The following is a 20,755-nucleotide window of genomic DNA, read 5'->3' as shown; positions in this document are numbered from 1 at the left end:
CCTCATCTCCCCACTTCACTAGCCCAATGCCCAATGCCCAATGCCCAATGCCCAAAATTTAATCTATGCCAACTACTACAGATTCTCCTTCGCCCCGTACTCCATCTGGAACTCGTGACTCACGTAGACACACCCCCAAGGCAGATATGCGGGGACTTTATCAAAGAGCAATTCGTGAATCATTTCTCAAGCTCGATCCCCGAATCACTGTCAGAAATCCAGTCATGTTCGTTGTTTGGGTAGGGACAATTGTCACCTTCCTTGTCACCCTGAACCCAAATCTCTTTGGCACAGTCCAGGCAGATGTCAACCAACAACGCCTATTAAACGGGTTGATTACCTTTATTCTCTTTTTTACCCTCGTTTTTGCAAACTTTGCCGAAGCTGTAGCTGAAGGACGCGGTAAAGCCCAAGCTGATTCACTACGCTCGACGCGATCAGACACGATCGCTAACAAAGTCCTCCCCGATGGTTCCATACAACAAGTCAATTCCACAGAACTGCGGCGGGGCGATTTGGTAAAAGTGATTGCAAATAATATGATTCCCGCCGACGGGGATGTAATTAAAGGCATTGGCTCGGTGGATGAGTCGGCGATTACTGGCGAATCTGCCCCTGTACTGAAGCAACCAGGTACAGATATTGCCAGTTCGGTAACAGGAGGTACACGCCTACTGTCAGATGAGTTGACAATTCGCATTAGTGCTGATCCCGGTCAAGGCTTTATTGATCGGATGATTTCCCTGGTAGAAGGAGCAGAACGTAGTAAAACGCCCAACGAGATTGCTTTAACAGTATTGTTGGCAGTGTTAACACAGGTATTCTTGATTGTGGTGGCAACTATGCCTCCCTTTGTGGACTACATCGCCAACTTTATCAGCACGGCCTTTGGAGTTGAGGCGGAAAACAGTTTGCGTGCGGGTGCTAGCGTTGCCATCCTCATATCGCTACTGGTAGCTTTAATTCCCACAACTATCGGTGGTTTGCTCAGTGCGATCGGCATCGCTGGGATGGATAGAGTTGCTCAGTTTAACGTCATTGCTACCTCTGGTCGAGCAGTAGAAGCCTGTGGTGACATCAATACCTTAGTGCTAGATAAGACTGGTACTATTACCTTGGGTAATCGGATGGCTGATGAGTTTATTCCCCTGAATAATCACTCAGTAAAAGATGTAGCACAAGTCTCCCTAGCTGCTAGTGTGTTTGATGAGACGCCAGAGGGCAAGTCAATAGTACTTTTAGCAGAAAAGTCCCAAGCTGCGGTAGACTTCAATATTGATAAAGCCGAAGGTGTGGAATTTTCAGCAAAAACCCGGATGAGCGGCACGAATCTACCCGATGGCAAACAATTTCGCAAAGGAGCGGTAGAGGCGATTAAGGGATTTGTCCGTTCCCGTAGTGGCTCCGTTCCTGATGATATAGATGCAGCTTATGAGCGAGTTTCCCGGTTAGGCGGTACGCCCTTAGCTGTCTGCCAAGATAATGAAATTTATGGTGTCATCTACCTCAAAGATATTGTCAAACCTGGACTAAAAGAACGATTTGACCAACTGCGCCGCATGGGTGTTAAGACTATCATGCTCACAGGTGACAACCGAATTACCGCTGAGGTGATTGCTCAGGAGGCTGGGGTTGATGATTTCATTGCTGAGGCGACTCCAGAAGACAAAATTGAGGTGATTCGCTCCGAACAATCTCAGGGTAAACTGGTGGCAATGACCGGGGATGGTACTAATGATGCTCCGGCATTGGCTCAAGCAAACGTGGGTGTGGCAATGAATTCGGGGACACAAGCGGCCAAAGAAGCTGCTAACATGGTGGACTTAGATTCTGACCCGACGAAGCTAATTGACTTAGTAACCATCGGTAAACAACTGCTGATTACCCGTGGAGCATTGACAACATTCTCCATCGCTAACGATATCGCCAAATATTTTGCGATCATTCCCACTATCTTTGCGGCTGCTGGCATCGGCGCACTTAATATTATGGGACTCAAGAGTGCCCAATCTGCGATCGTCTCAGCCCTGATTTACAATGCCTTGATTATTCCGGCACTAATTCCGCTAGCACTCAAAGGTGTAAAGTTCTTACCTTTAACAGCAGATCAACTGTTACGTCGCAACATCTTAATCTTTGGTCTTGGCGGCATCGTTGCTCCCTTCATTGCGATCAAACTGATAGATATTATCCTACCTTTGTCTTAATTCACTATGAAACCCGTTCATATCCGACGCACTATCGTTGCATCCCAAGTATTAGAAGAAATAACTGATATCTGGTGTCAATGGTGTAGACAAAAGCTGCCACTGTATTTGTTCCTGGCGATGTGTTTCAACTTAGTGGTTGCACCTCTGGTCTATGCTGCCACAGATGAACAACTTTCCCGCAGTCAATCTTGGGGATTGGGGCTGTTAGGACTGGTAACGCTAGGGCTTTCCATCTATCTATTTTTTGTAATGTTTGTACCGGAGAAATTCTAATGAGTTTTGCACGCGAAGCTAGCAGAGCTATTCGTTCTACCTTGGTACTTTGGGTAATTAGCGCGATTATTTATCCTTTTGCGATGATTGCCATTGGACAGATTGCGTTTCCATTTCAAGCAAACGGCAGTCTACTGAAAAATAGCACAGGTCAAGTTGTCGGTTCTGCCTTGATTGGTCAACCTTTTAGTAGCGATCGCTATTTTAACAGCCGTCCCAGCACCAGCAGCTACAGCACAGCCGATCCCAAAAAGGACGATGCCGGAGTTTTGAAAACTGGAGTTTCCGGTGCTAGTAACTTGGCTCCCAGTAATCCCGCATTACTGGAACGCATCAAAGGTAAAGATGACCCAGATCCCAGTAAGAAAGTTGAAGGTGACTTCAATCGTCTGAAAACAGCAGGTATACAGCCGACTGCCGATCTAGTTTACACCTCTGGTTCTAGCCTTGATCCTCACATTACTCCCGAAGCTGCGATCGCGCAAATTGCACGAGTGGCAAAGGCGCGGGGAGTTCAGCCTACCCAACTGGAAACTTTGATTGCTCAAAACACCGATGGTCGCTTTCTTGGCATTTTTGGTGAGCCTGGAGTTAATGTTTTGAAGCTGAATTTAGCTCTGGATCAAATTAAGAGTTAAAGCAATACGGTTCAGTTAAGGTGCATAGTCCTTAACCGAACCGTATTGATTGCGTTATTTTTATGGTAAAAATCAAAACAGCTACGATTTAATGAGCAAAGTTTTAAATCATTGAAGCTTAAAACGTAATTACGCATTGACAAGAAATACCAAATATGGATAAAGGTAAAAACCACATCTTTCGTAGGGGTTTACCATGCTAACCCCCTACAGCATGGTCTAATTACGTAGTTTACCGCCGTAGGCATCAAAAGATAATTAATAAAAGCCTGAAAAAACCTATTTTCGTTAATGCACATCACAATGAATTTGTACAGTGCGTAAGTCCTAAAAGTGTTCTTACTGCGTGGTTTATTTACTTGAAAAATGCTGTAACTCTGATTTCGACCGGAATGCGGATGTAGAACTAGACTTAGTTTGACTGAAAACAGATACAGGCCAAATTTTGATAGTTTCGTCTCCACTGCTACTAGCTAATGCATTACCTTGAGGGCTGAAAACAACTGACCAAACAGGTTTGGAATGTTCTGCCAAGTTGCTCAATAATTTGCCTGTGGGCAAGTCCCACAGCTTGATAGTTTTGTCATAGCTACCACTGGCGATTTTTTGTCCATCTGGGCTAAAGGCGATGGAATTCACTACCCCCGAATGTCCGGTTAGTGTGTGGATTACTTGCCCAGTGTTAACCTGCCAAATCTTAATCGTGTTATCCGCACTCCCACTAGCAAGAAGTTGCCCGTTGGGACTAAAGACAATTGACCTAACTGCTCCTGAATGTTCCGCCAGCACGCGCAACGTTTTGCTATCAGCGAACTGCCAAATCTTGATGATGCCATTTTCACTGCCACTAGCTAAGGTATTACCTTGAGGGCTAAAAGCGATAGACCTGATCAAATCTACATCCTGAAGCGTATAAAGTAGTTTGCCAGAGTGCAAATTCCATAAGCGTATAGTTTTGTCAGCACTGCCACTAGCTAGTAACATTCCATTCGGACTAATGGCAATTGCTTTTACATCATCTGTATGACCTTCGAGGGTATTAATCAAGGTATCAGTTTTTAAATTCCACAACTTAATTCGGTTATCCCAGCTACCACTGGCGAGGATATTCCCATCGGGACTGACGGCGAGGGATTCAACTGCATCAGTATGCCCTTTTAAGGTGTGGAGTAATTTGCTATGTTGCAGATTCCAAATTTTGATAATACCGTCATAACTACCACTAGCTAAAGTCCTGCCATCCGGGAAGAAGGCAAGTGCATAAACCCAGGCTGAATGCCCTTTAAGAGTATTAGAAGATTGAGTGATTGGCCAAGCCCTAGAGGTAGGTGTGAGCGTTTTTGATTGTGAAAGCGATCTAGAGCTGATGATCCCAATAGTAGTAGCTATTACCGTTATTACTAAGGTAACTGGAACTTTCCAGTGAGTTGGCTTTAATATCATAGAGAGAAACTCCATTTAGAGAACGATTACCACAAGTGATAAAGCTATTTAACGCAGGGTTAGTAAATCTAATTTGAATGTGAATGGTATCGTTCGCATAGGGAAGTAAACATCGTCTTGTTTGGAGGCAAGTTAAAGTAGCTATTAACAATTCAAAGCTATTTAATGCTGTTTACTGGCAATTTTATTTGAGATGTCTTAGCGCTAGCTTTTTGTTGTTTATTCTGGCGTTCAATCCATAATCGGATGAGAAATAAAACTGTTATTCCGGTAATAGCTACAATTCCAATCGGCGTTAAATATGTCCAGTGACCTGACATCTTGTCCAAAATATGCCAGATTAAAAGAAACATAGCCAAGTAAGTCAATTGATGTAACTTCTTCCAGTTCTTTTTAAGTCTCTTTACACTCCAGTCGTTAGAGGTAATAGCCAAAATTGTGAAAATCGTGAATGTGGCTATTCCCTGAGAATAGACCCAATATGTCTTCAAATCAAAAAAATCAAAGTTCCTTTTTTGGACTAATAAGAATCCATGAACTAAAGCAAAAAAGAAAGCGAAAATACCAATGAGGCGACGATGTTTCAGCAGTATTCTAGGAATACTAGTCTGTCGTACCTGTGGAAAAACAATCCTCAAGATTGTGGGAAATAATGTAACAATATAGTTAATTAATGCCAATAATCCCAGGATATTAGCCAACGGTGCTGTATCCATTATCATGGCGATCGCTCCCTTTTTTTTCAAATTAAAGCTATGAGCCTGGGCAATCAAAAGCCCGCCAATTGCTAATTTTTGTCTGTTCTTGAGTGCAGATAGTACTGTTAAAAGGGGCGGATATACATTTTCATACCCATTTAGAAACTATGATCGAGACTGACTGAGTATAGAGGATACGCAACAGCTAGAATTATAGTGCTGACAATGGCTATGCAATTGCTGATTCCCTTTTAAGATTTAGTTTGTTTACCTTGTTTTTACCATCTAACACACAATATAGTAATCCAATTAAGTTATTAAATTATGAACAAATTACAAAGATTATATTAACAAATTACAAAGTTTAAAACTAATTATATTATTTATAACCTTTTTAGCTTTTTTCTCTCTCAAAAATTTAATATTGCTATATTCAATAATTGCTTAATTAATTTTTATAGTTGTATTTTCAACGTCGGCAATGCTTTGGCAAGCGTACTTGAGGCTATATACTAGCGATCGCGGTCTATCTATTAAGTTCAATCAAGTTGTTTTCCCAGATTTTCAGCAACTAACTATTAATCTAAAGTTAACTTTTATGGTTGTTTTCTTAACCTTTATCTATACTTCTAACTGATATCTTTTAGTGATAAAACATATAAGTTTAATAAATAATTCTATGAATATTGGTTCCTAGAATTAAAATATTTTATATTTCTTAAAAATCTGCAAGTCAGAGTTTCCTGATAATCTTGATATGCAGGGCTATTTCATTCTCATCTAGCCCGCCTCAGAATGAATTCTGAGTCTAAAGACGACTGAAAAAAGGTTATAGTCCGTTTTAACAGACTTTAGATATTAGCCTGAAACTTTAGTTTTGGGCGGTTTATGCCTAGAATGAAATAGCCCTGGCATTGCCAACCATGAGAAATATTACCCACTTTGAGAACAGACGAAAACAGTCAATGACGTGTTTTATGTCAGGACTCAACAGAAAGAGCAATTTATTGTATTAAACATCAAAAGCCCGATCATGATGGCCGGGCTTTTGAGCGGAAACGATGGGGCTATATTCCCCGAAGGTTAGTTATAGAGGTTAAGTATAATATCGATGCTCTGATAAGTGATACTACTCCGACGTTATCGATTCCGGAAAATTAGCTAAGAATTTTAGAGTAATCTTTATCTGCCAAAATCCAGCAACTGACTGGTAGCATCACCATGTATGATTAAAAGATACTAATTTTTCGGCTTTTGCTGATGAACAATACATTTGGCAGCTGGCAAGAATGGCTAACTGTATTGTCCTATCTAGGTTTCACGGTCTTTATTATTTTGGTGGTCTTCAATCAGTGGCGGGTCTGAATCCCCCACTGATAGCGTTCGCGCTTGCGTCTCGTAGAGAAGCGTTAGCGAGTCCGCGAGCGTCTTGATTCTGACTTCTGAATTCTTCTTCAACTGGCGCGTGTTTACTACTCAGTAGAATTGAAAAAGATACATATCATCTCACCAGGGCCTTTTTGCTCAAAGGGCAATACAGTACCATCTTGTTGAACCTTGACTTGTTCACGACAATTGTAGACCTCGATAGGTCTTTTTACTCCATCCACGCTAATGGTCGCCCTGTATTCCCAATAATTTTTAGCACTTCGGCTGATACTGAGAATGCAAATTTGGTGGCGATTGTAATTGCGGCATACAGATGCAAAAGCTGGAAGTGCCACTGAAAAACAGAGTATTAATAGCAACGCAAAAAGTACGTATTTAATTTTGTGCATAAAAAATTATTAACATTACATTGTTAGAAATATTATTAAACTTTTAAACCTTTTGAGGTGAGTACGCAAAAACGGATTTAGAGATATAGGTTATCAGTTCAACTCACAATTATTTTTCCCAGTTTGACAGACCAGAGATGCATGAAGGCAGCAGTAAAAAACCTCACAATACCATAGGTACTATTTTCCGTTAAAGTTTACTAAGCTCAATTGACCTATGCCCAAATATCTGCTCAACTTTGCTACGGTGTACACACATCTCTGTGTCTTAAGGATGATAAAATTGCAATCAAAAACAAATTTTGAGCAGTCTTGGATTGTACGCTGTTTTGCGGCAATACTCCTCTTCGGTCAAGTGTGGCTACATTTACTCCAAGGAAAAACGTACTACCGCAAGATTCTGCAACATATGGTGACTGCCGGGCCAAATTCTATCTCTCCAGTTCTCCTTGTCAGCGGTTTTGCCGGAATGATTTTTACTATTCAGATAGCGAGGGAATTAGTGCGATTTGGTGCTGTAAATACTGTGGGAGGTGCTTTTGCGTTAGCTTTTTGTAGAGAATTGGCTCCAATTTTGACCGCTAGTATTATGGCGGGACAAGTAGGTTCTGCTTTTGCAGCTGAAATAGGTGCAATGCGAGTAACAGAGCAAATTGATGCCCTTTATATGCTCAAAACTGATCCTATTGATTATCTAGTACTTCCTAGAGTAATTGCTTGTTGTTTAATAGTGCCTTTGATGACGATTTTCGCTTTGGTTACAGGTATTATCGGCGGAGTTTTTGCCGCATCAAAGTTTTACAAAATTATTCCCGAAACATTTTTAGAATCAGTCAGAAATTTTTTAGAACCGTCAGATTTGTTTATTATTTTGCTAAAAGGATTTATTTTTGGGGTACTAATAGCTGTTATTGGTTGTAGTTGGGGTTTAACTACTAAGGGGGGAGCAAAGGAAGTAGGAGAATCAGCAACCAAAGCAGTTGTTACTAGTTGGGTGTCAATTTTTATCATGGATTTTTTTCTATCTTTGCTGCTGTTTGAACAGCCTATATTTTGAACGCAAGTAAAATATGACAAATTATCGCAAGTGCTATTAGATGGGCTTCGTTAGTTGCTAAGTGAAAAAGCTTTGAGCAAGTAATATCGATTTGAAGCGTTGGCGCAGCCCGCACTTCGAGTTAAGGGAATTTAGAAATATACTAACTTGTAAATTAGCGCACCCAAGGCCAAACCTGCCAACGAAAAGATAGACGTAGTGCAGAAGGCTAGCCCTTCCCTAAGACCTGCTATTTGAAAGTCTATCCTAACTAATATAGTCGCCGAAATAATGAGTAAGGTATCAAGAAATACCCGAAACCAGGCAAGCATGATAAAGAATAAGAAAGCTGCTAAAACGGCAACACAGAAAGACCTGATATTTGATTTAAACAAAATAGTGTAGTAGTTTGTCACTTTCGACCAAGGAGTGGTCAAGGTTACTATTAAAAGCAAGATAGCAACTACAGTTAATAGCCACACAAACATAGGAGCGCGTGTTTCAGATATTACCCAGCCTAAAGCACTGTAGCTAAGAAGTACTAGCGCCAGTGACACCCAAGGAACTCTTTTCAAAATCGACATGGGTTGATATTCCTAGTACGGAGTAAAAGTATTATTCCATCACTAAGTAGAGTAATTAAAGACTTTATTCTACTTGGGGGTTTGCTCAATCTCTGATGGTTATCCTCCTTTAACGAGATTTCAGTATGGAAGGAGTTTTTTACCATCTGGGTATCGGTATAACAAGAAATCAGAAGTTTTTGTAGATGAAATTATGTAGATTTTGCCTATTATGGCTTAAACTAGTAAATCTGTAATCATATTTCTTAGAGCTTCAATCAATAGGCTGTTATGCTCTTCTCAAGAATAAACAAGTTTGGAGAGAATTGCAGCACAAATTAGTTAAATATATTGTTAAACATTTGTAAACTATTAGCAGCCGAGTAGCCGCGTGTCACATCTTGTTAAGGAATTATCATGAGACAACTTATTATCGCTGAACGCGTATGCCTCATTGGTCATATCGTGTCAAAAGCCTTTGGACTGGTAGGGATGCTACTGGTCGTACCTAATGCCGAAATAATTTTCAACTTATCACAGATTGGAGAAACTGCCATACAGTTAAGTATGGCTGGCGGTGGTGTCGTTGATATCATCTTAGGGACAATAGCTGTGTCTATTTATGCCTACCGGACGCTGGGATTGGGAACTTGGCTAGCATTCATGCTATCGGCTGTGTCTATCTCTTTGGGGAGCGAACTACTGGGAACCAGCACAGGTTTTCCATTTGGTGATTATAGCTACTTGAGTGGCTTGGGTTATAAGATTGCGGGGCTAGTTCCTTTCACAATTCCTTTATCTTGGTTTTATGTTGGGCTGTCGTCTTATTTAATTGCGAGAACTGGTTTGAAAGTAGCTGAAAAACCCAGTTGGGGACGCCATATTGCGGCTATAGCCCTTGGTGCTTTACTCTTCACTTGCTGGGATTTTGCCCTTGAGCCAGCTATGAGTCAAACTTCTCTGCCTTTCTGGTATTGGGAACAACCAGGAGCTTTCTTTGGGACGCCTTACCAGAACTATGCAGGATGGTTTGGTACTAGCGCCCTGTTTATGAGTGTGGCAGGATTATTGTGGAGAAACACCTCAATTAAATTAGAGCGATCGCAACTTAATCTACCTTTAGTCGTTTATTTAACTAACTTTGCCTTTGCCGCCGGACTCAGCTTGGCAGCTGGGTTCTCCGTCCCTGTGTTACTCGGCTTATTACTAGGTGTGGTTCCTGCTGTGGCGCTGTGGTTAAGCAGTTCAACCACACCCACTCAAGTTGCTGTTGAACCAGTAAGCAAAGAAGTATCAATCGCAAAGGTTGAAGTTGCTTTGAAATAAGTAAATTGGGGAGTGGGGGGACGCGGAGAATAACTAATGACTAATGACAACGCTTTGATAGTAGAAAGCGCCATCTCCCTTTTATTGCTACTTATCCAAGTACCAGCAACGGCGATTCTATTTTCCCGCCTGTTAAAGGGGCCAAGACGCTTTCCCCCAATAGAACCCCAACAGCCGACGCCGGAGCTTTTGGGTAGTGTTAGTGTCGTCATTCCCACATTGAACGAGGCGCTTCGGATTAGCCCTCTGTTAGTTGGTTTAAGTCAGCAAAGCTACGAAGTTCGGGAAATTATTGTTGTAGATAGCAAGTCCACTGATGGGACTCCCGAATTGGTAAAAGCCACACAGCAAAAAGATCCGCGCTTTCGCCTAATGACAGATGATCCTCTACCTTCTGGTTGGGTGGGGCGTCCTTGGGCGTTGCATAACGGTTTTCTATATAGCTCAGAGGCTAGTCAGTGGTTTCTGGGGCTGGATGCTGATACCCAACCGCATCCTGGTTTGGTTGCTGGTTTGGTAAAGATGGCCGAAGCACAAGGCTATGATTTGGTTTCCCTTTCACCCCAGTTTATCCTCAAATATCCTGGAGAGTCCTGGTTACAACCGGCTTTGTTGATGACTCTGCTTTACCGATTTGATCCAGCTGGGATCAATACAGAGCAGCCAGAACGGGTGATGGCAAATGGACAATGTTTTTTGTGTCGTCGCTCCGTTTTAGTTGCTGTGGGTGGCTATAGCAGTGCAAGTGGTTCTTTTTGTGATGATGTCACTCTGGCACGAAATATTGCTGCTCAAGGATATAAGGTGGGCTTTTTAGATGGCGCAAAGGTGTTGAAGGTACGGATGTATGAAGGGGCGATGGAGACGTGGAAGGAATGGGGGCGGAGTCTCGATCTCAAAGATGCAACTTCTCGTTCTCAATTGTGGGGAGATTTATGGCTACTCACATCTGTTCAGGGTCTACCTTTACCAATATTATTCAGTTACTTCTTTCTTCTTCCCCAGTTTCCCCAACTTCCTCTGCTCCTCTTATTGGGATTAAATTTATTTCTGCTGGTGATTCGCTTTGCTATGCTAATAGCGATCGCACCTTCCTATGATCGCAAAAGTGCAAAAGGCGGCTGGTTGTTCTGGCTTTCTCCTTTGGCTGATCCCTTGGCTGTGCTAAGAATCTTCTTATCTGCATTTCATACCCCGCGCGAGTGGCGGGGACGCAAGTATATATAGTGGGGCATTGGGCATGGGGCATGGGGCATTGGGCAAAAACAGTTCCGAGTTCCGAGTAAAGAAGTGAGATTCCCAACTCAGCACTCAGCACTCAGCACTCCTGAAGGGCATTGGGCATTGGTTATTTACCCCTACTTCCTTCTCCCTTACTCTTCTTCACCTCCTATTTGATCTCCGCGTTCTAGTTCCCAAAGAATTTGATTTCCTTCACGGCGGACTCGTGACACTATCCAGTTTCGCCAGCGCCATTGATCTCCACGACTGGTGACAGCGCTGGCGTGGACATCCATCAAGTCTGCTAACTCAGAACTGGTGATTAAGTAGCCTTTTTCAGAAATTTCGTCAGCGATACGCAGAGTTTCGACCAAGCTGCGGAGCTGCAAAACCCTCATTTCTGACGGTTTTTCATCGGTTGTGGCCGCACTGGGCACAGTTGATGGTTCCATAACAGTTGCAGAAGTACTGATTTTTGGGATACTTTGGTTAATTATTCTAGAGTGTTTTTCAGAATCAGCTACTTTTGCTACATTTAGTTCATTAGTTAATTCTTGTAGCGAAGGGATTTTACCACTGGCATAGCTACGAGCGATCGCATCACAACGTTCGTTACCTATGTTACCAGAATGTCCCCTAACGTGTTGCCATTTTACCTGTTGGGTGTTGAGTTCATCAAGAGTTTCCAAAAGGTCTTGGTTTTGGACAGGTTTACCGTCTGATTTTTTCCAGCCTTTGTTTTTCCAGCCTTTTACCCATTTGGTAACACAGTTAATCAGGTATTCGCTATCGGTATGAAGGGTGATAGATTCAGCTTGTTGAGATGTTTGCAGGAATTGCAGGGCTGCGATCGCAGCTTGCATTTCCATTTTATTATTGGTGGTATGAGGTGACGCATCGCCCATTTCGTGGATTGAGCCATCGCTGAAGTAAACGACAACACCCCAACCACCAGGGCCAGGATTACCGGTGCAAGCGCCATCGGTGTATATGCTTTGAATTGTGGGTTGAGTAGACATGGTTAGGGTATCGAACCGCAGAGGAAGCTAAGAAGAGAGTTATTAGCGGCGAAAGCGCAGGCTAATAAAGATTAGCACAGCAAAGAGGACACCGATGCCTACACTCCAACCAAAAACTTCAGCCCGAAAGCGGAGATTTTGTTGGTAATTGTTGGGTTGGGCGAGAATGACGGCAAAAGTCGCGGCTACATAGACAAAACCCGCCTCTACGGGTTATGAACCATTAATTTTTTGTTAGTAGACTTCGTTTGTATAACCGCGATTTCTAATCGCCAGGGCTACACATACGTTTCAAATCTTGTAAAACTGCGGCGGCTGATTGATAGCGATCGCTAAAATGATAGCAAACCATCTTATCTAAAATTGCCGCTAATTCTTTGCTAACTGGGGCTGTTTGCCGCCACATCACATTACCCGTTTCTGGATCTGGATGAAGTTCTTGCGGTGATATCCCAGTTATGGCTTGAATGCCAATCATTCCTAAAGCATAAATGTCACTGCACAAGCGAGGATGACCGGCAAATTGTTCTGGAGGTGCATAACCTCGCGTCCCGATGGCTACTGTCGCTAATTCTGTTTGCTCAATATTCGGCGGCTGCATCAATTTTACAGCCCCAAAGTCAATCAATACCAGCCGATTATCTTTAGCACATCTAATAATATTAGTCGGTTTGATATCACGATGAATCACTCGATGCTGGTGAACAAATCCGAGAACTTCTAAAACTTGTTTGAACATCTCCATCACAAATGATTCGTTCTGCACCTTCTGCCCAGGCGGTAATTCTTCATTTAGGGTATGTCCCTCGATATATTCTTGAACTAAATAAAATTCTTGGTCATCTTCAAAATAAGCAAATAGTTCGGGAATTTGATGATGTTTACCCAAAGATTCTAATATTTCAGCTTCACTATTAAACAGCCTGCGAGCAACTTGCAAAAACCGGATATCTTGACGGGCTGGCATTAACTTTTTCACTACACAAATCGGATTACCCGGTCGTTGAGTATCCTGTGCTAAATAAGTGCGACCAAATCCACCAGCACCGAGAGTTTTAGAGATTTTGTAGCGTCCACTCAAAAGCAAATCACCAGATTTAATTTCTGGTGAATCAACGGGGGGAGCAAAATCAAGATATGAATCGGGAAGTGCTGTTTTATCTTCTAAGAGTACATTTAATTGGGCGATCGCTTCTTGTTGTTTTTCAACTTGCAGAATAATTACCTGAGTTTGCCGCTGATTTTGGTAGCTAGTATAAGCTATAACGCTGATACTACTAATCACCACAGCAAGACCAGGAGGAACTAATGGCACCCATCCGGCTTGAAAAAACAAAGTAACGCAGATTACTACTAAAATAAGTATAGTTGTTCCTACTACTACTACCAAAAGCAATGGGTTTTGCCACCGCCATGCTATAATTCCACCTAAGAGCGACCAGCCCCACACCCAAATAAATTCCGCCCAGTCTGGCCAATACCAAATTAGCGATCGCCCATCCAACACTGTACTGATGAGTTGACTTGCTATCTGTGCATGAATAAACAGAGCAGGCATTCTGGCTGGTTGATCTGGCAAAGTGCTGTAGGGTGTATAAAAGCCACCTGGAGGGAGATTAGCTGCTGTAGTGCCAATAATTACCAGACGGTCTTTGACTAAACTGGAGTTGACTTCGCCACTGAGGACTTGTGAGAGGGTTACTTGGTCGGCAAGGCTGTTGGGGTGACGGTAATTTAATAATATTTGATAGCCCTTTGCATCGAGATGTTGATAGCTACCAGAATTAGCTTCTAAGCGTGGGAAGAGGGTTTTACCTAACTGAAAATCTCCTTTTTTAGTGAACTGGTATTCAATGCTTTGTTTTTCCAGATAATTAATGGCAATTAGGGCACCAAATGCAAATGATGTTGTACATTTTTTGTCTGTAGAATTAGCAAATAACAAACTACGGCGGAGAATTTGGTCGTTTTCATGGTCAGCAACCACATCGCTAAACCCAACATTATCTATAGGAAAATTGGGTGGCGGTGGCATTTCATCTCTACCCAAGCTGCTGAACAAACAGGTGCCGATAATATTGTCTTGATTTTGCAGATTAGCCGCCAAATTGTTGTGTTCTGGTTGGAAAAGATATAAACCAACAATCCGTGGTTGATAAGACTCTATTTTCTCCAACAGCTGATTGATTGTATGATGTGATAGAGTCCATTTCTCTCGTTTAAGATCCTCGTCAGTAATTTTTACTAGTAAAATCCGCCGATCAGGTGCTTGTGGTGGATGCGATCGCAACATCTGGTCATAAACTCTCAACTCCCAAGGCTGTAACCATTTGAGTTCCCGAACTCCCCAGATCAAGGCGGTGACTCCCACACTAGTAATCAAAATAATTTGCAGCCAGCTTTTGCTGAAGGAAGTTTCGTGGGAATCCTGAACTTTGACAAACGGGACACGGAGTTTTTCTAAAAGTCCACTAATCACGGTGTTGCTGCGGTAGCCTGAATTGGTTAGATGCTCTAATTTAATGTAGCAATTTACTTGCTAGTTCGAGGCGATGTCTGGTGACAAGCCGCTTTGGGTTTTTAGTTGAGCATCTTCAACAGAACTGGCAATAGTAAAGGAAATAGAATTAGTAGATGGGGTTGGTAAATCTAACTGGAATTGTTCAAGTGATGCTTCGATGCTTGGATCATCGAAATAGGAACCAACAATCTTGTCATAGTTAGAAGCAACGGCTAAAAAAGCGCCACCCAAAATATAGATAGGCAATGGCAAATTAAATTCTTGCAACCAGTCGAACAGTTCCGCCAAGGCAAATAGCACCAAAAAGCAGGCAAGCCAAACCCTCATATTTTCATCCACTGCATTGAAACAATTCTATTATTAGCTTAAATAGCTGGCATAATATTTAATGTAATACATAAAGTTTAAGATGGCGGACTGGTATTTTCTGGAGTGTAAACGCATCGCATCGGTACTTGATATTCATCCGGCTTGAAGATGGAAGATTTGCAAGCATTTAACCAGAAAGGGTACAGGGTCAAGTTTAGGCAAGTGGTCAACCTGTTTGGACTTCAGAACTCCACCAAGACTAGAACTTTTTTGCACCTGCCATAGGATTGCCGATGCAGTTTGGTAATAAAATCTTAGGGAAGTAATCAGAGAGAATGAATTACAGAAAAACTAATTTGTTTAAGTAAATAATTGGGCGATCGCGCAGTTAAAATTAGGCAACATAGGTGAGCTCAATTCATCACCGTTTAACAACGTCGCAACTAACTTTAAACTCGCTTGTTCGCGTCGATATACTTCCACCTGTTGGTTGCGCCAATCCACAATCCAATATTCTCTAACACCTCTTACTGAGTAAAGCTTTAATTTAATTTCCCTGTCTCGCTTTTCGTTCTCACTACCAGCAGATAGCACCTCTACAACTAGTTCTGGCGCACCAGTCAAATGCCCCGCCTCGTCTAAAAGTAAAGGCAATCTCTCATTGCTAGCCCAGACGACATCAGGAATCACATTATCATTATCGCCAAAAATTATGCCTGGCGCAGTCACAACTTCTCCCAAACCAGTAGTCTGTGACCAATTATCCAAAGTAGTGCTAATTCTGACACAAGTTTTTTGATGATTCCAGTGAGGCGCTCTGGTCACAAATAATTCTCCGTCAATAATTTCATAACGGTTTCCGTTATCTGGAAACAACTCTAAGTCGGCTGTAGTCCAGCGCACTCTTTCAGATATCGGCTGGTTCATAAATCATGACTGTTGAATGATTTACCAATTCTAACCTGAGATTGACAGCATTTATTTAGCCCGCGCAGGCGGGCTTGGTTTGTGTAGCCGCAGACTTCAGTCTGTCGGAGCACTTTACACCACTACCTTTTCTAAACTCAACTTAGAACGCTTCACTTGTTCAGGAATCGCTACGGGATAATTTCCGGTGAAGCAGGCAGAGCAGAAACTATTGGTGTCTTCTCGTGTCGCTTCTAACATTCCCTTCCAACTGAGATAGGCGAGGCTGTCTACTTCCAGTTGATTGGCAATTTCCGCTACTGACTTGGTAGCAGCAATCAGCTGATCCTGAGAATCGGTATCGATGCCATAGAAGCAGGGATGAGTTACAGGCGGAGAAGAAATTCGCATATGCACTTCTATTGCACCTGCCTCACGGATGGTTTTGACCAGTTTACGGCTGGTAGTACCCCGTACAATCGAGTCGTCTACAATAATCACTCGTTTACCCGTTAGAACATCTTTGAGGGGGTTGAGTTTCATGCGGATACCCGACTCGCGCATGGCTTGGGTTGGCTGAATAAAGGTTCGCCCAACATAGCGATTTTTAATCAGTCCTTCAACGTAGGCTACACCGGAAGCTTGGGAAAATCCAATAGCGGCGGGTATACCAGAATCAGGAACACCAAAGACAATATCGGCATCTACGGCAGATTCTTCAGCTAATTGCCGCCCTAACCGCATTCGATAGCTGTACAAACTCTCGCTGTGCATGACGCTATCAGGACGGGCAAAGTAAATCATCTCAAAGATACACAGTTTCCGCTCAGGATTTTGACTCCAGTGATAGGAAGCTAAACCTTCTTCAGTAATCCAAACTAATTCACCTGGTTCAACGTCTCGCAGGTATTCGGCTCCAATGATATCTAAACCACAAGTCTCAGAAGCCAAAACGTAACGGACTGGATTACCAGCCAAAGTCCCAATTACTAGGGGGCGAATACCATTGGGGTCACGGACACCCATAATGCCACTGGGAGTACCAATAACTAAACTAAAGGCTCCTTGGCAACGGTGAAATGCTTGAATTGCCCCTTCTAACCAGTCTGCGCCAGCATTGACGGCTTCGGCGATCGCAAAAACAATCATTTCTGAGTCTGTTGTCGTGATTAAGTTACATTTCTTCTCAATTAACTCTTGACGTAGTTGCACAGTATTGACTAAATTACCGTTATGCGCCAAGGCTAATGAACCTAAGCGAGTTTCCAGCACTGCGGGTTGGGCATTAACTTTGCGGCTAGAACCTGTAGTGGAATAACGAGTATGACCAACAGCAAGGCTCCCAGGCAACTGCTCCAAGATGGATTCATTGAAAACCTGAGACACCAAGCCCATGTCTTTGTGGAGGTGTACTTGTGTACCCTCAAATGTGGCAATCCCAGCTGATTCTTGACCCCGGTGCTGGAGGGCATACAATCCAAAATAGGTCATTTTAGCAACGTCTTCTCCTGGTGCATAGATGCCAAAAACTCCACAAGCTTCTTCTGGCTTGTCAGGACGATTTTCATCACTATTAATTGGGTTGTTAGTTTGGTCGGGGTATTCATCCGAAGTGACAGAATGAATGGAAATCATGCTAGCTTTGCTCCTGGTGGGGGGGGGTCAAGTCACTGGGATTATGGCGATAAATGGTGGAAGATTTCTTAACAAATCTTTAACCATCTATTAAAACAGTACCGTAATTATGCTCAGAGACGTTAATAAATCAGTTAGGAGTGAGGAGTTAGAAGTTAGGAGTTATGGTTTTTATTCCTAACTCCTCACTTTCAACTCCTAACTGATTTAGGTGGGGGTAGTAGTGTGGATGGCGAGCCGTCTGGCGATCGCCTGAGAATAATGATCTTTCATATCTTTGATACTAACTTTTATTAAGGCTTGATTATCAGTGGTGAAAACACCCAAACCAGCCTCAAAGTTACCGACCATACCTAGTTGTTGCCACTCTTGACCTAGATGTTCCTGTAAATATGATTCCCAAATTTCCTGTTGTGCCGATGCTACAGAAACTAAAATCCGCGCGCCACCTTCGCCAAACAGCACCTCATCCAGGCGTGGTGATATTTCTAGATTGATTTGAGCACCAAGGTTGCCAGAAATACAACATTCTGCTATGGCGATCACTACTCCCCCTTCAGCACAATCATGGGCTGAACGCACCCAACCATTACGAATTCCTTCACGACAAACTTTCTGGACGCGGCGTTCCAAGTCAAAATCTACCCGTGGCGGTTTTCCGGCAACAGTACTATGGATAGTGGCTAAATACTCAGATGCTCCTAAACTAATTTTGGATGCTAGAGGCAATCCGAGAAGATAAATTACATCGCCAGATGCTTGCCAACCTTGACCACAAATTTTGGTTATATCGGGAATCAAGCCTACCATACCCACTACTGGGGTGGGATAAATGGCTTGGGGAATGCCTTGAGAATCAAGAGTTTCGTTGTACAAAGAGACATTTCCGCCTGTAACTGGTGTTGCCAATTCTCGACAACCTTCCGCCAAACCGCGACAAGCTTCTGCCAATTGCCAGTAACCAATCGGTTTTTCGGGAGAGCCAAAATTCAGGTTATCCGTCACTGCCAGAGGTTCTGCACCCACACAGCTAAGATTGCGTGCAGCTTCTGCCACCACAGCCTTAGCTCCTTCGTAAGGATCAAGATAAACATAACGAGGATTGCAATCTACCGTTGCCGCAACACCGCGTTGGGCATTGGGAATTCTTCCCTGCGACCTATTCTCTTCAAGGGGGCGCAAACGGATAACAGCGGCATCTGCACCACCTGGTAGTATTACAGTATTATTCTGTACTTGATGGTCATACTGACGATATACCCAGTTTTTAGAAGCGATCGTGGGCGTATCGAGCAAAGTTAACAAAATATCATTCCAACTTTGCAGCCCTCCTTGGAGTTCTATTCCAGCAGTTGTGCAAGGAGGCAAGGAATCAGGAGTCCATTCCCAAGCTTGACGCGCATATTCTGGTAGTTCTGTCAACAACTCCCGATGATATAGTGGGGTATTCTCCGCCAAAGCCTCAGCGGGAATTTCTGCTGCTACTTCACCCTGAAACAGAATCCGCACGATGGGTTCAGCTATGACTGTTCCAGCGACAACGGCTTGAAGTCCCCAACGATGGAAAACGTCGATTAACTCCTGCTCACGCCCCTTGTGAGCAACGAACAGCATTCGTTCTTGAGATTCCGAAAGCAGGTATTCATAAGGAACCATCCCCGTTTCTCTGACAGGAATCTGATCTAAATCTAGTTCAATTCCCACACCGCCTTTTGCCGCCATCTCTGAGGTAGAACAGGTAATCCCAGCTGCTCCCATATCCTGGGCGGCGACAACTGCACCTGTCTTAAATGCTTCCAGACAAGCTTCAATTAACGACTTTTCCAAAAAGGGGTCGCCTACTTGCACAGCAGGACGATTGTCTATTGACTGGTCACTCAATTCTGCACTAGCAAAACTTGCGCCTCCCATGCCATCGCGCCCCGTGGTGGAACCAACATACAGTACAGGGTTGCCTAAACCAGATGCTCCAGATTTGACAATTTCTGGTGTTTCCATCAACCCCAGCGCCATCACGTTCACCAGAGGATTACCAGAGTAAGCCGGGTCAAAGTAAACTTCGCCGCCAACGGTGGGTACTCCCACACAGTTACCATAATGGGCAATTCCTGCTACTACACCAGTAAATAACCTTTGGGTTTTGGCATCTTCTAGAGAACCAAAACGCAGCGAGTTTAATATGGCAATGGGACGCGCACCCATTGTAAAGATATCTCTAAGAATGCCTCCTACTCCCGTTGCGGCTCCTTGAAAGGGTTCGACTGCTGAGGGGTGGTTATGAGATTCAATTTTAAAGGCTAGTTGGAATCCGTCACCTAAGTCTACAACACCAGCATTTTCACCAGGGCCTACGAGGATGCGATCGCCATCGGTAGGAAATTGTTTGAGTAGAGGTCGAGAATTTTTGTAACAGCAATGCTCTGACCACATCACCCCAAACATTCCTAGTTCGGCTTTGTTGGGATGGCGTCCTAATCGACGGACAATTTCTGCGTATTCTTCTGGCTTTAAACCTTCTTTGGCGATTTCTTCAGCCGAAAAGGCTGGTTTTGAGGTTGCGGTCATGAAAATGCACTCTGGGGGACAGAGCATTATTCTATCGATTTACTTGCCCTGCAAATGCAGTTATGGAAGAGTTCATGGCTGATGGTACAGATCAGCTAAATAAATCTACTTAAAGAAAAACATTGTAATACATCTAAATATGGATTGTATTAAATTTTGGGATACTGATAATTGTACTGTTATTAAACAAGTAATAAAATTTCCTTTTCTTGTAACCTGCATAGGTGATTTCCAGATATGGAAATGGCTATCAGGTTGTGAGACGACCCACTAGTTGAACGCGGAAGAAATTTATAGGACGCGATGCGATCGCCAGCAAGTTTTAATCCCGTAAAATCTGATTATTTGGAACTTTATTGCCTGAAGTGACTCCTACAACAGCGAACTCAATCACTGAATCGCTCTTGGATAAAGGATTCCGGGAATTGTTTTGATAAACTGCTCATCCAAATGAGCAAACCGACGTACTAACTTACTTGAGTTTGGACTAATTGGCATTTAGCAGCAACGAATAGAAAGCAAGAAAAAGTTACCCAACTTCTTTTAAAGGCTGAGTTAAGTAGAATCGTTAAAAAAGAAGCAGAAACTAAGCAGCAGTTAGATCAGCGTTCTTA

At 43.0% G+C, this 20,755-nt stretch carries 15 protein-coding genes; 6 read left to right on the top strand and 9 right to left on the bottom strand.

Annotation, left to right across the window (positions count from 1 at the left end; genetic code table 11):
* Window positions 1–65: 65 nt before the first annotated feature.
* Genes kdpB through kdpC form a run of 3 tightly spaced genes read left to right on the top strand, consistent with a single transcriptional unit; the run spans window position 66 to window position 3,121 of the window.
* The gene (gene kdpB, locus ACEW80_RS23225) at window positions 66–2,207 is read left to right on the top strand and encodes a potassium-transporting ATPase subunit KdpB (protein ID WP_373528857.1); all 2,142 of its coding nucleotides are present in this window, start codon (window positions 66–68) and stop codon (window positions 2,205–2,207) included.
* A gap of 6 nt (window positions 2,208–2,213) precedes the next feature.
* On the top strand, window positions 2,214–2,483 hold the full coding sequence (locus tag ACEW80_RS23220) for a potassium-transporting ATPase subunit F (RefSeq protein ID WP_373528856.1): 270 nt from the start codon (window positions 2,214–2,216) through the stop codon (window positions 2,481–2,483).
* Window positions 2,483–3,121 (top strand): K(+)-transporting ATPase subunit C, encoded by a 639-nt coding sequence (gene kdpC / locus ACEW80_RS23215; protein WP_373528855.1) that lies wholly within the window; start codon window positions 2,483–2,485, stop codon window positions 3,119–3,121. The genes ACEW80_RS23220 and kdpC overlap by 1 nt, the downstream gene beginning before the upstream one ends.
* A gap of 351 nt (window positions 3,122–3,472) precedes the next feature.
* On the opposite strand, the gene ACEW80_RS23210 is transcribed toward kdpC, so the two are convergent.
* Both ACEW80_RS23210 and ACEW80_RS23205 read right to left on the bottom strand, forming a co-directional pair.
* A complete protein-coding gene (locus tag ACEW80_RS23210; protein ID WP_373528854.1) occupies window positions 3,473–4,564 on the bottom strand; it encodes a WD40 repeat domain-containing protein in 1,092 nt (363 codons plus the stop codon).
* 158 nt (window positions 4,565–4,722) lie between these two features.
* Window positions 4,723–5,310, bottom strand: a complete 588-nt coding sequence (locus ACEW80_RS23205; RefSeq protein WP_373528853.1) for a ferric reductase-like transmembrane domain-containing protein — start codon at window positions 5,308–5,310, stop codon at window positions 4,723–4,725.
* Between the two features lie 2,004 nt (window positions 5,311–7,314).
* On the opposite strand from ACEW80_RS23205, the gene ACEW80_RS23200 reads away from it, so the two are divergent.
* Entirely contained in the window at window positions 7,315–8,097 is a 783-nt protein-coding gene (locus tag ACEW80_RS23200) for an MlaE family lipid ABC transporter permease subunit (RefSeq protein ID WP_373528852.1), read from the top strand.
* Window positions 8,098–8,228: 131 nt separating this feature from the next.
* On the opposite strand, the gene ACEW80_RS23195 is transcribed toward ACEW80_RS23200, so the two are convergent.
* Window positions 8,229–8,660: a hypothetical protein gene (locus ACEW80_RS23195; protein WP_373528851.1), complete on the bottom strand. Its 432-nt coding sequence runs from the start codon at window positions 8,658–8,660 to the stop codon at window positions 8,229–8,231.
* 396 nt (window positions 8,661–9,056) lie between these two features.
* Here ACEW80_RS23195 and cruF point away from each other — a divergent pair, with 396 nt between their 5' ends.
* The gene (gene cruF, locus ACEW80_RS23190) at window positions 9,057–9,965 is read left to right on the top strand and encodes a gamma-carotene 1'-hydroxylase CruF (RefSeq protein ID WP_373528850.1); all 909 of its coding nucleotides are present in this window, start codon (window positions 9,057–9,059) and stop codon (window positions 9,963–9,965) included.
* Window positions 9,966–10,001: 36 nt separating this feature from the next.
* On the top strand, window positions 10,002–11,192 hold the full coding sequence (gene cruG, locus ACEW80_RS23185; protein ID WP_373528849.1) for a 2'-O-glycosyltransferase CruG: 1,191 nt from the start codon (window positions 10,002–10,004) through the stop codon (window positions 11,190–11,192).
* 146 nt (window positions 11,193–11,338) lie between these two features.
* Here the strand turns inward: cruG and rnhA are convergent, their stop codons facing one another.
* The 6 genes from rnhA to purL all read right to left on the bottom strand — a co-directional run bounded on the left by rnhA (window position 11,339) and on the right by purL (window position 20,141).
* Window positions 11,339–12,205 (bottom strand): ribonuclease HI, encoded by an 867-nt coding sequence (gene rnhA, locus ACEW80_RS23180; RefSeq protein ID WP_373528848.1) that lies wholly within the window; start codon window positions 12,203–12,205, stop codon window positions 11,339–11,341.
* A gap of 265 nt (window positions 12,206–12,470) precedes the next feature.
* Window positions 12,471–14,684 carry a CHASE2 domain-containing protein gene (locus tag ACEW80_RS23175; protein ID WP_373528847.1) on the bottom strand — a complete coding sequence of 738 codons (2,214 nt, stop codon included), beginning with the start codon at window positions 14,682–14,684 and terminating at the stop codon, window positions 12,471–12,473.
* 60 nt (window positions 14,685–14,744) lie between these two features.
* Window positions 14,745–15,053 carry a hypothetical protein gene (locus ACEW80_RS23170; protein ID WP_373528846.1) on the bottom strand — a complete coding sequence of 103 codons (309 nt, stop codon included), beginning with the start codon at window positions 15,051–15,053 and terminating at the stop codon, window positions 14,745–14,747.
* A gap of 342 nt (window positions 15,054–15,395) precedes the next feature.
* Window positions 15,396–15,962: a Uma2 family endonuclease gene (locus ACEW80_RS23165; protein WP_373528845.1), complete on the bottom strand. Its 567-nt coding sequence runs from the start codon at window positions 15,960–15,962 to the stop codon at window positions 15,396–15,398.
* Window positions 15,963–16,076: 114 nt separating this feature from the next.
* Complete coding sequence (purF, locus tag ACEW80_RS23160) at window positions 16,077–17,576, bottom strand: amidophosphoribosyltransferase (protein ID WP_373528844.1); 1,500 nt, start codon at window positions 17,574–17,576, stop codon at window positions 16,077–16,079.
* A gap of 207 nt (window positions 17,577–17,783) precedes the next feature.
* Window positions 17,784–20,141 carry a phosphoribosylformylglycinamidine synthase subunit PurL gene (gene purL / locus ACEW80_RS23155; RefSeq protein WP_373528843.1) on the bottom strand — a complete coding sequence of 786 codons (2,358 nt, stop codon included), beginning with the start codon at window positions 20,139–20,141 and terminating at the stop codon, window positions 17,784–17,786.
* Window positions 20,142–20,755 lie beyond the last annotated feature (614 nt).

This window comes from Nostoc sp., from assembly GCF_041747015.1.
Taxonomy (GTDB): Bacteria; Cyanobacteriota; Cyanobacteriia; order Cyanobacteriales; family Nostocaceae; genus Nostoc.
Note: the sequence above shows the minus strand (reverse complement) of the source record. Positions and strands in the feature narration are given on the sequence as shown.

What these genes read in the sequence shown, in the direction of transcription:
- kdpB (WP_373528857.1), top strand. Translation starts at nt 66, where the DNA reads ATGCCAACTACTACAGATTCTCCTTCGCCCCGTACTCCATCTGGAACT.
- ACEW80_RS23220 (WP_373528856.1), top strand. Translation starts at nt 2,214, where the DNA reads ATGAAACCCGTTCATATCCGACGCACTATCGTTGCATCCCAAGTATTA.
- kdpC (WP_373528855.1), top strand. Translation starts at nt 2,483, where the DNA reads ATGAGTTTTGCACGCGAAGCTAGCAGAGCTATTCGTTCTACCTTGGTA.
- ACEW80_RS23210 (WP_373528854.1), bottom strand. Translation starts at nt 4,564, where the DNA reads ATGATATTAAAGCCAACTCACTGGAAAGTTCCAGTTACCTTAGTAATA.
- ACEW80_RS23200 (WP_373528852.1), top strand. Translation starts at nt 7,315, where the DNA reads ATGATAAAATTGCAATCAAAAACAAATTTTGAGCAGTCTTGGATTGTA.
- ACEW80_RS23195 (WP_373528851.1), bottom strand. Translation starts at nt 8,660, where the DNA reads ATGTCGATTTTGAAAAGAGTTCCTTGGGTGTCACTGGCGCTAGTACTT.
- cruF (WP_373528850.1), top strand. Translation starts at nt 9,057, where the DNA reads ATGAGACAACTTATTATCGCTGAACGCGTATGCCTCATTGGTCATATC.
- cruG (WP_373528849.1), top strand. Translation starts at nt 10,002, where the DNA reads ATGACTAATGACAACGCTTTGATAGTAGAAAGCGCCATCTCCCTTTTA.
- rnhA (WP_373528848.1), bottom strand. Translation starts at nt 12,205, where the DNA reads ATGTCTACTCAACCCACAATTCAAAGCATATACACCGATGGCGCTTGC.
- ACEW80_RS23170 (WP_373528846.1), bottom strand. Translation starts at nt 15,053, where the DNA reads ATGAGGGTTTGGCTTGCCTGCTTTTTGGTGCTATTTGCCTTGGCGGAA.
- ACEW80_RS23165 (WP_373528845.1), bottom strand. Translation starts at nt 15,962, where the DNA reads ATGAACCAGCCGATATCTGAAAGAGTGCGCTGGACTACAGCCGACTTA.
- purF (WP_373528844.1), bottom strand. Translation starts at nt 17,576, where the DNA reads ATGATTTCCATTCATTCTGTCACTTCGGATGAATACCCCGACCAAACT.
- purL (WP_373528843.1), bottom strand. Translation starts at nt 20,141, where the DNA reads ATGACCGCAACCTCAAAACCAGCCTTTTCGGCTGAAGAAATCGCCAAA.